Annotated in this window: 11 protein-coding genes and 1 pseudogene; all 12 read right to left on the bottom strand. The window is 64.3% G+C overall.

What is annotated here, in order from left to right:
* A pseudogene (locus F6X40_RS37315) lies at positions 1–596 on the bottom strand (transposase domain-containing protein); the annotation flags it as partial.
* A gap of 135 nt (positions 597–731) precedes the next feature.
* Positions 732–1,649: a UDP-3-O-acyl-N-acetylglucosamine deacetylase gene (gene lpxC, locus F6X40_RS37310; protein ID WP_090801955.1), complete on the bottom strand. Its 918-nt coding sequence runs from the start codon at positions 1,647–1,649 to the stop codon at positions 732–734.
* A gap of 286 nt (positions 1,650–1,935) precedes the next feature.
* Entirely contained in the window at positions 1,936–2,439 is a 504-nt protein-coding gene (locus F6X40_RS37305) for a peroxiredoxin (RefSeq protein WP_187631318.1), read from the bottom strand.
* Between the two features lie 265 nt (positions 2,440–2,704).
* Positions 2,705–3,907, bottom strand: coding sequence for a cell division protein FtsZ (ftsZ, locus tag F6X40_RS37300; RefSeq protein WP_184058571.1), 1,203 nt, complete (start codon positions 3,905–3,907; stop codon positions 2,705–2,707).
* 116 nt (positions 3,908–4,023) lie between these two features.
* Entirely contained in the window at positions 4,024–5,256 is a 1,233-nt protein-coding gene (gene ftsA / locus F6X40_RS37295; protein ID WP_008921172.1) for a cell division protein FtsA, read from the bottom strand.
* A gap of 27 nt (positions 5,257–5,283) precedes the next feature.
* Positions 5,284–6,036 (bottom strand): cell division protein FtsQ/DivIB, encoded by a 753-nt coding sequence (locus F6X40_RS37290; protein WP_184066903.1) that lies wholly within the window; start codon positions 6,034–6,036, stop codon positions 5,284–5,286.
* Positions 6,037–6,059: 23 nt separating this feature from the next.
* Positions 6,060–7,001, bottom strand: a complete 942-nt coding sequence (locus tag F6X40_RS37285) for a D-alanine--D-alanine ligase (protein WP_187631317.1) — start codon at positions 6,999–7,001, stop codon at positions 6,060–6,062.
* A gap of 1 nt (position 7,002) precedes the next feature.
* Entirely contained in the window at positions 7,003–8,406 is a 1,404-nt protein-coding gene (gene murC / locus F6X40_RS37280) for a UDP-N-acetylmuramate--L-alanine ligase (RefSeq protein ID WP_187631316.1), read from the bottom strand.
* Entirely contained in the window at positions 8,403–9,527 is a 1,125-nt protein-coding gene (murG, locus tag F6X40_RS37275) for an undecaprenyldiphospho-muramoylpentapeptide beta-N-acetylglucosaminyltransferase (RefSeq protein WP_184022864.1), read from the bottom strand. Before murG ends, murC begins: the two co-directional genes overlap by 4 nt.
* Positions 9,524–10,789, bottom strand: coding sequence for a putative lipid II flippase FtsW (gene ftsW, locus F6X40_RS37270; RefSeq protein WP_184066909.1), 1,266 nt, complete (start codon positions 10,787–10,789; stop codon positions 9,524–9,526). The genes murG and ftsW overlap by 4 nt, the downstream gene beginning before the upstream one ends.
* Positions 10,786–12,324 (bottom strand): UDP-N-acetylmuramoyl-L-alanine--D-glutamate ligase, encoded by a 1,539-nt coding sequence (murD, locus tag F6X40_RS37265; protein WP_187631315.1) that lies wholly within the window; start codon positions 12,322–12,324, stop codon positions 10,786–10,788. The genes ftsW and murD overlap by 4 nt, the downstream gene beginning before the upstream one ends.
* Positions 12,325–12,349: 25 nt before the next feature.
* Complete coding sequence (gene mraY, locus F6X40_RS37260; RefSeq protein WP_184066915.1) at positions 12,350–13,519, bottom strand: phospho-N-acetylmuramoyl-pentapeptide-transferase; 1,170 nt, start codon at positions 13,517–13,519, stop codon at positions 12,350–12,352.
* Positions 13,520–13,529 lie beyond the last annotated feature (10 nt).

The following is a 13,529-nucleotide window of genomic DNA, read 5'->3' as shown; positions in this document are numbered from 1 at the left end:
CGGGATAAGCTCACGCGCCCAGATCATCTCATTGGTGTCGTAAGGACCGAAGCTGGCATCGCGCACCAGACGCGTTGCAATGGCGGTGAGCGTGACTGCGCGCAATTGAGGATAGCTGCCCACCCGGTCATGAGTGGCGGCGGAAGCGCCAAAGTGCGTGCGGTTGGCGGCACTGTCGGCGGTTTGCAGCGTCGTGCCATCCATCGCGAACAGCGCGCAGCCCTTGAAGAGATACCTGGCCTGATCCTGCGCGACCCAGTTCCTGGCCGATTCGTGAAACAGCCACGCCAGGGGCGCCGCGCCGGTGCGCTGACGCGCCTGTGCGATGGCGCTTTTACTGACAAATGACGCTTGCGGTGTGGGTAGGGCAAGGTCCAGTTCGTCAACGACCTCACTGATCGACTGGTGCCGGTACAACGCCAGCGCAATCACCAGCCATACGACCTGCTGCGCGGGTAGCCGGCGCCGACGAATGCTCGCACTGCCACTGGCCTGTACCGCACGCTCGATCCACTCGTACGGAGATGCTGCCCCAGCCGGTCCCATTCGAGCGACGGCTGTGATTCCACGAATGGGCGTAGATCATCGACCAGCATGGCGATGAAAGCTAACACCCCTTCACCCCGTTTACAACCGCTTTGCGCCGCAAACAAAAATGCCGTTCAGTTGCTTAACTGAACGGCATTAGCCCCGAGGGGCCGTTTTTCATTTGCTTGCCTGTTACGCTGGCTTTATGCGAACGCAGTCTGCGTCTCGTACGCGAAGCCGCGCGGGGCCTTCTGCGTGTCGTCGAAAGTGACGATTTCGTACGAGTCTTCGTGCGCGAGCAGCTCACGCAGCAACGCGTTGTTCAGACCGTGGCCCGACTTGTACGCGGTGTACGACGCGAGCAGCGGGTGGCCGACCACGTACAGGTCGCCGATGGCGTCGAGCATTTTGTGCTTGACGAATTCGTCGTCGTAACGCAAGCCGTCGTTGTTCAGGATGCGGTACTCGTCGAGCACGATCGCGTTGTCCATGCTGCCGCCGCGCGCGAGGCCGAGCTCACGCATCATTTCCACTTCATGCGCGAAGCCGAACGTGCGGGCACGCGCGATTTCGCGCACGTACGACGTGTTGGCGAAATCCACTTCCAACGCCTGACCGGTTTTGTCCACGGCCGGGTGACGGAAGTCGATCGTGAATTTGAGCTTGAAACCGAAGTACGGATCGAGGCGCGCGAACTTGTCGCCGTCACGGATTTCGACCGGCTTCGTGACCTTGATGAATTTCTTCGGCGCGTTCTGCTCTTCGATACCCGCCGACTGGATCAGGAACACGAACGAACCCGCGCTGCCGTCCATGATCGGGATTTCCTCGGCGGTGACGTCGACGTAAAGATTGTCGATGCCAAGACCGGCGCAGGCGGACATCAGATGCTCGATGGTCGACACGCGCGCGCCGTCTTTCTGCAACACGGAAGCCAGACGCGTATCGCCAATCGCCAGCGCGGACGCGGGAATGTCCACCGGCGTGGGCAAATCCACGCGCGAAAACACGATGCCAGTGCCCGGCGCCGCCGGGCGGAGCGTCAGATTGACTTTACGGCCGGAGTGCAGCCCGATGCCGACAGTCTTGACGATCGATTTAATTGTGCGCTGCTTCAACATGGTGGCATTCTGTTCGATTGAAAATCCTAATCAGGATTTTTTATTCCATAGCACGAATTATACTCCAATCCCCAGACCAGCGTCTTTGCGGGGAACGTGACAATCTGTTTCGCTGCATTACCCACTGAGCTCAGCGAGGGAAAGCGTGACGGGCCGATGCCCCGGAACGGAGGCGTTTCCGGTCATCGGCCCGCGTAACGGCCTGTCACAAAAGCGTCGTAATCACCGTTGCCGTAACGCCACGCGGCATAAGCGCAGGGTCGCGACGAAGGTGCGACGTCAGCAACTAGCTCAACGTGGCGAGAATACTCGCTGCATCGCTGACTTCGAATTTGCCGGAAGCCTCGACGTTCAGCGTCTTGACCACGCCGTCGTCGATCACCATCGCGTAGCGCAGGGAACGGATCCCCATGCCGCGCGCCGACAGATCCTGCTCCAGACCAAGCGCCCGTGTAAAAGCCGCACTACCGTCCGCCATCATGCGCACCTTGCCCGAGGTGTGCTGATCGCGTCCCCACGCGCCCATGACGAACGCGTCGTTGACGGACACGCACCAGATTTCGTCGATGCCGGCAGCGCGCAACTGCTCGGCATGCCCGACATAGCCCGGTACATGTTTGGCCGAACAGGTCGGCGTGAACGCGCCGGGCAATCCGAAGATCACCACGCGCTTGCCCGCCGTCTGCTCGTGCACGTCGAAACTGTTCGGTCCGATCGTGCAGCCCGCCCGGTCGTCTTCGACGTACTCGAAGAGCGTCGCGTCGGGCAGCTTTTCACCTTCCTTGATCATGCTCAGTCCTTTGCATCGATGCGAAGCACGCTCGCACGTCCTCGTGTCGCAGTGAATTTCGGTTCGGCCCATTCAACTATAAGCCAACGCCGTTCGGCGGCAGCCACTTCGTCCGCTTCGCGAATCCGCAGAGGGCAGTTGCCCCTGCCGCGAATCAGACGATAAGCGACCTGCTTGCCGTTCACCCGCCACGCTCGTGCATTCGTCCGCCAGCGCTGCATCTGCGACCTTGCTCGCAACGCGGCAACGAAGCCTGCCCGTGCGCTCAATCCGCCTGCTTGCGCAGGAATGCCGGAATGTCGTACGTATCGACGCCCTTTTCCTGCAGCGCCTGCACGTGCGAGGCCGCCGTGTCGCGCGAGGTGCGCCACACTGCCGGCGTATCGAGCGCGCCGTAGTCGGCCGTGCTGGCGTGGCCTGCCGCCGGTGCGTACGCCGCATGCGCCATCGCGCCGATCGGCTGGTTGTCGGTGCCGGTGCGCAGCAGCGTCATCGGTGCAGATTGCTGCTTCTTCGCCGCTCGGCCGAGGCCCGTCGCAACGACCGTCACGCGCAGCGCGTCGCCCATCGCGTCGTCGTACACGGCGCCGAAGATCACCGTGGCATCTTCCGCGGCATAGCTCTTGATCGTGTTCATCACTTCGCGCGTTTCCGACAGACGCAGCGAGCGGCTCGACGTGATGTTGACCAGCACGCCACGCGCGCCCGACAGATCGACGCCTTCCAGCAGCGGGCTCGCGACGGCCTGTTCGGCCGCAAGACGCGCGCGATCGACGCCGGCAACCGTCGCCGTGCCCATCATCGCCTTGCCCTGCTCGCCCATCACGGTCTTCACGTCTTCGAAGTCGACGTTGACGAGACCGTCGACGTTGATGATTTCCGCAATGCCCGCGACCGCGTTGTTCAGAACGTCGTCAGCGCACTGGAAGCACTTGTCCATCTCGGCGTCGTCGCCCATCACCTCGAACAGCTTGTCGTTCAGCACGACGATCAGCGAGTCGACGTGATCCTCCAGTTGCTGCGAACCGGCTTCCGCCACGCGCATACGCTTGCCGCCTTCGAATTCGAACGGCTTGCTGACGACGCCAACGGTCAAAATACCCATTTCCTTCGCGATCTGCGCGACGACCGGTGCCGCGCCCGTGCCGGTACCGCCACCCATGCCGGCGGTGATGAACACCATGTGCGCGCCGCGCAGTGCGTCGGCGATACGCTCGCGTGCTTCTTCAGCGGCGGCGTGGCCCATTTCCGGCTTGGCGCCCGCACCCAGACCCGTGTTGCCGAGCTGGATCACCGCGGTGGCGCGCGAACGCGACAGCGCCTGCGCGTCCGTGTTCATCACGATGAAGTCGACGCCTTGCACGCCTTTGTTGATCATGTGCTGAACGGCATTGCCGCCAGCGCCACCGACTCCGACGACCTTGATGATCGTGCCGCTCGTTTCGGTTTCCAGCATCTGGAATTCCATGTTGCCTCCGTCAAGATAAAAAGTTACCGCCACTCGGCGTTATCCGGCAGGAGATCGGGCAACCCCCTGTCGCGCGCCGGCCGCCGGCACCAGCGCGAATTTCTCGAAACCCGTAGTCAGAAGTTGCCGAGGAACCAGTCCTTCATGCGCGAGAACACCTGTCCCATCGACCCCGACTGCACCGCAACCTTGCGCCCGCGCATACGCTGCGAGCGTCCTTCGACGAGCAGACCCATCGCCGTCGAATAGCGCGGATTGCGCACGACGTCGGCGAGACCGCCCGCGTACTCCGGCACGCCGATGCGCACCGGTTTCAGGAAAATGTCCTCACCGAGCTCGACCATGCCGATCATCATCGACGCGCCGCCCGTCAGCACGACGCCCGAGCTCAGCAGTTCCTCATAACCCGACTCGCGCACCACTTGCTGCACGAGCGAAAACAGTTCTTCGACGCGCGGCTCGATCACGGCCGCCAATGCCTGGCGCGACAGCGTGCGCGGCCCGCGCTCGCCGAGACCCGGCACTTCGATCATCTCGTCCGGATCGGCGAGCGCCTGCTTGGCGATGCCGTAGTCAACCTTGATGTCCTCGGCATCCGGCGTCGGCGTTCGCAGCGCCATCGCGATGTCGCTCGTGATCTGGTCGCCGGCGATCGGAATCACGGCCGTGTGGCGAATCGCGCCTTCGCTGAAGATCGCGATGTCCGTCGTGCCGCCGCCGATATCGACCAGCACCACGCCCAGTTCCTTTTCGTCTTCCGTCAGCACCGCGAGCGACGACGCGAGCGGCTGCAGAATCAGGTCGTTCACTTCGAGGCCGCAGCGACGCACGCACTTGACGATGTTCTGTGCCGCGCTCACGGCACCGGTCACGATATGCACCTTCACTTCGAGGCGGATGCCGCTCATGCCGATCGGCTCGCGCACGTCTTCCTGACCGTCGATGATGAATTCCTGCGTGAGGATATGCAGCACCTGCTGGTCGGTCGGAATGTTGATCGCCTTCGCGGTTTCGATTACGCGCGCGACATCGGCCTGCGTGACTTCCTTCTCCTTGATCGCGACCATGCCGCTCGAATTGAAGCTGCGGATATGGCTGCCGGCGATCCCGGTGAACACGTTCGTGATCTTGCAGTCGGCCATCAGCTCGGCTTCCTCGAGCGCGCGCTGAATCGACTGCACGGTGGCTTCGATATTCACCACCACGCCCTTCTTGAGCCCCTTCGATTCGCTCTGGCCGAGACCGATCACCTCGTAGTGACCCTCGCCCTTCAACTCGGCGACGATGGCCACTACCTTCGACGTTCCGATGTCGAGGGCGACCAGCAGATCTTTATAGTCTTTACTCATAGCGTGCTCAGTGCGTGTGATGTCCGTTTACTTCTTGCCCTTGTCGGGTTCGCTGATGAAGCGCATGCCAGTGGCACGAATCGCGAAACCGTTCGGATAGCGCAAGTCCGCATTCTCGATATCCTTTCCCCAACGTTGCGTCACCGCGCTCCATGCCGCGGTCAGGCGCTTGCTGCGATCGGCCAGCGTGTCCTGATTGCGTTCGCGGCCCAACTCCACCTGCGTGCCGTTCGACAGCTTCACCGTCCACGCGTAGCGCGGCGACAGCGTCACTTCCTCGGGCGTCTCGTGGATCGCCGCGAACCACTTCTGGAAGTCGTGATAACGCGCGACGACTTCCTTCGCCGTACCGTCCGGGCCGTCGAACGCCGGCAGGTCTCCGTCGAGCTCGCCCTGGTTCGCGGTGAACAGTTCGCCGTCGACGCTCACCAGCTGATCGCTGCCCCACGTCCCAAGCGGCTTGTACTCCTCGAGCGTGACAGCCAGTGCATTCGGCCACACGCGCCGTACGCTCGCGTGACGCACCCACGGCATCTGCTCGAACGCCTGCCGTGCGGCGTCGAGATCGACCGTGAAGTAGTTGCCCTTCAGTCGCCCCACCACGCCAGCGCGTACCGTCGGGGAATTGATGTGCTCGGTATCGCCGTCGATCCGGATCTCGCGCAGCGCGAAATTCGGGCGCTGGATCAGCCAGTAAGCGCCCGCCGCCAGCAGCACGAGCACCAGCAACGCGTGCAACGCGTTGGTGGTGAGATTGAGCTGGCGAACGTTGTTCCACATGGTGTCGCTTGCGGTTGCCTTGGTTAATCCTGCAGCGTCAGCGCCAACACGCCGACCACCAGTTCCTGATAGCTGATGCCGACCGCGCGCGCCGCTTTCGGCGGCAGCGAGTGATCGGTCATGCCGGGCGCCGTGTTCACTTCGAGGAAGTACGGCTTGCCTTCGCCGTCGAGCATGAAGTCCGCGCGGCCCCAGTCGGTGCAGCCGAGCACATCGAACGCGCGGCGCGCGAGCACCTTCAGGCGCGCTTCCTCTTCGGCGCCGAGACCGCACGGAATCAGATACTGCGTGTCGTTGGCGACGTACTTCGCGTGGTAGTCGTAGAACTCGCCGGCCGGCACGATGCGGATCACCGGCAGGTCCAGATTGCCGGCGATGCACGCGGTGTATTCGCCGCCGCCTTCGATGCTCTTCTCGACCACGACGATACGGTCGTACTTCACGGCTTCGATCAACGCGGCCGGCAGCGCGTCCGCGCTCTTCACCTTGATCACGGCGACACTCGAACCTTCGCTCGCCGGCTTCACGAACAGCGGCAGACCGAGCTTCGCGACGATCTCCTTGGCGCGCGCTTCGTAGTCGTCACCGCGCAGCACCGCTTCGAACGGCGGAGTCGGAATGCCGAGCTGCTGCCACACGAGCTTGGCGCGGAACTTGTCGAGACCGAGCGCCGAGCCGAGCACGCCGCTACCGGTGTAACGGATGCCATAGAAATCCAGCGCGCCCTGGATCTGGCCGTTCTCGCCGTAGCCGCCATGCAGCGCGTTGAACGCGCGCACGAAGCCTTCATCCTTCAACGCGGACAGCGGACGCTCGGCCGGATCGAACGGATGCGCGTCGACGCCAGCGTCACGCAGGCCTTGCAACACCAGGCGCCCGGAATTGAGCGACACCTCGCGCTCAGCGGAATTACCGCCGAGCAGCACTGCCACCTTGCCGAATTGTTTAGGGTCGATACTGCTCATCTCACACCTTCTGTTCCTGAGCGAGTCGAACCGGCACACCGCCGATCGAACCCGCGCCCATCGTAATCACCACGTCGCCGTCGCGCACCACCGCGGACAGCGCGTCCGGCACTTCATCCACCGTATCGACAAACACCGGCTCGACCTTGCCCGCGACGCGCAGCGCGCGCGCCAATGCGCGGCCGTCGGCGGCGACGATCGGCGCTTCGCCGGCCGCATAGACTTCGGTCAGCACGAGCGCGTCGACGGTCGACAGCACTTTCACGAAATCCTCGAAGCAATCACGCGTGCGCGTGAAGCGGTGCGGCTGGAACGCCAACACCAGACGCCGGCCCGGAAATGCGCCGCGCGCCGCCGCCAGCGTGGCGGCCATTTCGACCGGGTGGTGACCGTAGTCGTCCACCAGCGTGTAGGAGCCCGCGGCCTGGCCGTCGCTGAGAACCGGCACTTCGCCATAGCGTTGGAAGCGTCGGCCGACGCCATTGAAATCCGCGAGCGCTCGCTGGATATCGGCATCTTTCACTTCAAGTTCAGTCGCAATTGCAATTGCGGCCAACGCGTTCTGCACGTTGTGCTCGCCCGGCAGGTTCAACGTCACGTCGAGCGGCGCCGCGTCTTCGCGCATCACGGTGAAATGCATGCGGCCTTCGCGAGCTTCGACGTTGACCGCGCGCACCTGCGCATCGGCCGCGAAACCGTAGCGGATGATCGGCTTCGACACGAACGGCAGGATCTCCTTCACGTTCGGATCGTCGACGCACAGCACCGCGATGCCGTAGAACGGCAAACGGTGCGTGAATTCGATGAAGGCCTGCTTCAGACGCGCGAAGTCGTGACCATAGGTGTCCATATGATCGGCATCGATGTTCGTGATGACCTCGATCACCGGGAACAGGTTCAGGAACGACGCGTCCGATTCGTCCGCCTCGGCGACGATGAAGTCGCCGGTGCCGAGGCGCGCATTCGCGCCCGCGCTGATCAGCCGGCCGCCGATCACGAAGGTCGGATCGAGCCCGCCCGCGGCGAGCACGCTCGCGACCAGCGACGTGGTCGTGGTCTTGCCGTGCGTGCCGGCAATCGCGATGCCCTGCTTCAGACGCATCAACTCCGCGAGCATCACCGCGCGCGGCACGATCGGAATGCGGCGATGACGCGCGGCCAGCACTTCCGGGTTGTCGCTGCGCACCGCGGTCGACACCACCACCGCGTTCGCGCCTTCGATGTTCTCCGCCGCGTGCCCGATCGAAATGCGCGCGCCGAGCCCGGCGAGGCGCTCCGTGACCGCGTTGCCCGACAGGTCCGAGCCGCTCACCTGATAGCCGAGATTGACGAGCACTTCGGCGATGCCGCTCATGCCCACGCCGCCGATGCCGACGAAATGAATGTGTTTGACGATGTGTTTCATTGCTTTCCTTCTGGGCTCACGCCCGCCATCGAACCCGCAGCCGCCACCGTCGCGCAGATCTGCGCGACCTGTTCGGTGGCATCCGGTTTCGCGAGCGAGCGCGAACGCTCCGCCATTTCCGCGAGACTTTCCCGCGTCTGGCTGCGCAACCAGTCGGCGAGCTTTTCCGCCGACAGATCGCGTTGTTGCACGACCAGCGCCGCGCCGTTGTCGGCGAGGAACGCTGCATTAGTGGTCTGGTGATCGTCGACCGCGTACGGGAACGGCACGAACAGCGCCGCGACGCCGACCGCCGAGATCTCCGACACGGTCATCGCGCCCGAGCGGCAGATCACCAGATCGGCTGCTTCGTAGGCGCTCGTCATGTCGTCGATGAACGGCACGAGCGAGACATCCGCACCAGCCTGCAAACCAGCCGCCGCGTAGTTCTCGCGCAGAGCGTCGATATGCTTCGCGCCCGCCTGATGCACGATGCGCGGTCTCTCGTTGGAGCCAAGCAGCGCGAGCGCGCGCGGCACGACTTCGTTCAACGCCGCGGCGCCGAGACTGCCGCCCACGACGAGCATGTTCAGCGGACCATTACGCTGCGCGTAGCGTGCTTTGGGTGGATTCGCCCGCGCAAGTTCCTCGCGAATCGGATTACCGGTCCATTCGCTGTGCGGCAGCGCATTCGGAAATGCGACCAGCACGCGCTTCGCGAGCTTCGCGAGCACCTTGTTCGCGAGACCCGCGATCGAATTCTGTTCGTGCAGCACGAGCGGCCGCCCGCTCAGCGCGGTCATCAGACCGGCCGGAAACGTGATGTAGCCGCCCATGCCGAGCACCACGTCGGGCTTCACGCGACGCAGCACGCTCAAACTCTGCGTGCACGCGCGCAGCAGATTCACCGGCAGCATCAGCTTGGTCTTCAGGCCCTTGCCGCGCACGCCGCCGAAGCGCAGGTACTCCATTGGAATGCCGTGCTTCGGTACCAGCGTCGCTTCCATGCCCGCGGGGTTGCCGAGCCACACGACTTTCCAGCCCCACGCCTGCATCAGATGGGCAACCGCGAGCCCCGGGAACACGTGTCCCCCGGTGCCGCCGGCCATCACCATCAGCGTGCGTTGTGGCAGAGCCGTCATACCTTGCCCCCGCGCATCAACACACGATTTTCATAGTCGACCCGCATCAGCACCGCGATCGCCACGCAGTTCAACAAAATGCCCGAGCCGCCGTAACTGACGAGCGGCAACGTCAGGCCCTTGGTCGGCAGTAGGCCGAGGTTCACGCCCATGTTGATGAAGGTCTGCGCGCCGAACCATATGCCGACGCCCTTCGCGACCAGACCCGCGAACGTGCGATCGAGCGCGAGCGCCTGGCGGCCGATCTCGAACGAGCGGCGCACGATCCAGTAGAACATCAGGATCACGACGAGCACGCCGACGAAACCCAGCTCCTCGCCGATCACCGCGAGAATGAAGTCGGTATGCGCTTCCGGCAGATAGTTGAGCTTCTCGACGCTGCCGCCGAGCCCGACGCCGAACCACTCGCCGCGCCCGAACGCGATCAGCGAGTGCGTCAGCTGATACGCCTTGCCCTGCGCGTAGCGATCGTCCCACGGATCGAGGTAGGCGAAGATCCGCTCACGACGCCACGGCGACGCCCACACCAGCAAAGTGAATGTGCCCACCGCGGTCGCGACGAGGCCGCCGAACAGCTTGCCGTTCACACCGCCGAGGAACAGCACGCCCATCGCGATCGCCGCGATCACCATGAACGCGCCCATGTCCGGCTCGAGCAGCAGTAGCATGCCGACGAGACCGACCGCGACGGCCATCGGCAGAAAGCCCTTGGCGAAGCTGTGCATGTATTCCTGCTTGCGCACCGTGTAGTTCGCCGCGTAGATCGTCACCGCGAGCTTCATGATTTCCGACGGCTGCATGTTCGTGATGCCGAGCGGAATCCAGCGGCGCGCGCCGTTCACGCCCTTGCCGACGTGCGGGATCAGCACGATCACGAGCGCGACGAGCGAGATCAGGAAAAGCTTCGGTGCGTACTTGTCCCACGTCGAAATCGGAATGCGGAACGACGCGACGCCGACCGCCGCGCCCATCAGCACGAAGATGATCTGGCGCACGAGGAACGCCCAATCGCGATACGACGCGTACTTCGGCGAATCGGGCATCGCGATCGACGCCGAGTACACCATCACGACGCCGAGCCCGAGCAGCGCGACGACGACCCACAGCAGCGAGTGGTCGTAGTCGAGCATGCGCGAGCGCAGCGGCCGCACGCCGTTGACCGCGCTCGCGAGACCGCTGCCGCCCGTGCGGGTGGACGTGCGCGCCGCGGCGCCGTTGCCGCCGGAGGGTTCGCGCGAGCCGAAACGTTCCGACCAGCTCATATCATCGTCCCCCGTTCGGCCGCGATATCTTCGACCGTGCTGCGGAATACCGCCGCGCGCTGTGCGTAACCCTTGAACATGTCGAAGCTCGCGCACGCGGGCGACAGCAGCACCGCGTCGCCGGGCTGCGCGAGCGCGGTGGCCGCGCGCGTCGCGTCTTCAAGAGTCGCGTGATCGGTCATCGCGACGCCGCAATGTTCGAGCGCCGCGCGAATCTGCGGCGCATCGCGGCCGATCAGCATCACCGCGCGGCACCAGCGCATCACCGGTGCGGCGAGCGGCTCGAACTCCTGACCCTTGCCGTCGCCGCCGGCGATCAGCACGGCGCGCTGCGCGAGACCGTCGAGCGCGGCGACCGTCGCGCCGACGTTGGTGCCCTTGCTGTCGTCCACATAGTCGATGCCGTCGATCGACGCGATCAGTTCCACGCGATGCGGCTCGCCGCGATATTCGCGCAGGCCGTGCAAAAGCGGCGCGCCGGGCAGGGCGATCGCGCGTGCGAGCGCGTACGCGGCCAACGCGTTAGCGGCGTTGTGCAGGCCACGGATGCGCAGTGCGTCGGCGGGCATCAGACGCTTCAACGCGATGTCGGGCGTTGCGGCTGCTTCGTTCTTGCGACGGCGCTTCGGCGTCGGCGCCCCGAAGGAAGTCCCCTTGGGGGACTCGTCGCTCGCGTCGCGATCTTGCGCTTCGACGAGCCACACCATGCCGTTGTCGCGCAGGAGGCCATAGTCACCGTCGTTCTTCGGCTCGGTCACGCCGAACGTGACGACCTCCGCGTCGCCGCTGGCAGGCGCGAGCGCGATTACGCGCGCGTCGTCGCGGTTCAGCACGCGCACCGTCCGTGTACCGAAGATGCGGCCCTTCGCGGCTGCGTACGCATCGAGTCCGCCGTGCCAGTCCAGATGATCCTGCGTGATGTTGAGCACGGCGGCCGCGTCCGGCGTAAACGTATGCGAGGTCTCCAGCTGGAAGCTCGACAGTTCGAGCACCCACACGTCGGGCAGCGCAGTCTGGTCGATCGCTTCGGAGAGCTTGTCGAGCAGCGACGGGCTGATGTTGCCCGCCACCGCGACCTTCTTGCCCGCGCGTTCGCACAGCAGGCCGGCGAGACTCGTCGTCGTGGTCTTGCCGTTCGTGCCGGTGATCGCGATCACCTTCGGCGCGTAGCCGGACTCGCCGAGCGTGCGCAGCGCCTGCGAGAACAGTTCGAGTTCGCCCCACACCGGGATGTCCTGCTCGCGCGCCGCCGTGATCAGCGGCAGCAGATCGGCGGCCAGCGGCGACAATCCCGGGCTGATCGCGACCAGCTCGACGCCTTCGAGCAGCACCGGCGAAAACGGACCGCCGACGAAATCGGCATCGACGCCATGCGCTTCGAGCGCGGACAGATTCGGCGGCACTTCGCGCGTATCGGCCACGCGCAGCCGACAGCCGTGCCTGGCGCACCAGCGCGCCATCGCGAGACCGGATTCACCCAGTCCCAGCACGAGCACCATCGGCTTTTGCCGATCCCGAAACTTCTCGCCGAACATCGCCTGCTTCCTTAAATACTGCTGCTTAACGCAATTTGAGCGTGGACAAACCGAACAGGCACAACATCAACGTGATGATCCAGAAACGCACGACCACCTGCGTTTCCTTCCAGCCTGACAATTCGAAATGGTGATGCAGCGGTGCCATCTTGAAGAACCGCCGCCCTTCGCCGTAACGGCGCTTCGTGTATTTGAACCACGTGACCTGCAGCATCACCGACAGCGTTTCCGCGACGAAAATGCCGCCCATGATGAACAGCACGATTTCCTGACGCACGATCACCGCGACCGTGCCGAGCGCACCGCCGAGCGCGAGCGCGCCGACGTCGCCCATGAACATCTGCGCCGGGTGCGTGTTGAACCACAAAAACGCGAGACCCGCGCCGCCCATCGCCGAACAGAAGATCAGCAATTCGCCCGCGCCGGGGATGTGTGGGAACAGCAGGTATTTCGAGTAGACCGAGCTGCCCATCACGTACGCGAACACGCCGAGCGACGCGCCGACCAGCACGACCGGCATGATCACGAGGCCGTCGAGGCCGTCGGTCAGATTCACCGCGTTGCTCGCGCCGACGATCACCAGATACGTGAGCACGATGAAGCCCCACACGCCGAGCGGATAGGTCATCGACTTGAAGAACGGCAGCAGCAGGTCGGCGCGCGCGGGCAAGCCCATCGACAGGCCGCTGCGCACCCACGCCATGAACAGGTCGAACACGCGCACGTTGCTCGCCTCGGACACGCTGAACGCGAGATAAACCGCCGCGAACAGGCCGATCACCGATTGCCAGAAATACTTCTCGCGCGATGACATGCCGCGCGGGTCCTTGTAGACGACCTTGCGGTAATCGTCGACCCAGCCGATCACGCCGAAGCCGAACGTGACGAGCATCACGATCCAGATGAAGCGGTTGGTCAGATCGGCCCACAGCAGCGTGGCCACGGCAATGCCGAGCAGGATCAGCACGCCGCCCATCGTCGGCGTGCCCGATTTGACGAGGTGAGTTTGGGGGCCGTCCTTGCGAACGGCCTGGCCGACCTTCATCGCGGTCAGCTTGCGAATGACCGCCGGGCCGCAGACGAGCCCGATCAACAACGCGGTGATGGTCGCCATCACCGCGCGAAACGTCAGATAACTGAACACGCGCAAGAAGCTTGCGTCATTCTGCAGCCATTGCGCCAGCGCCAGTAGCATGCCTGGATCC

Source organism: Paraburkholderia sp. UCT31, from assembly GCF_014397655.1.
GTDB lineage: Bacteria > Pseudomonadota > Gammaproteobacteria > Burkholderiales > Burkholderiaceae > Paraburkholderia > Paraburkholderia tuberum.
This window is presented reverse-complemented; position numbering and strand designations above follow the sequence as displayed.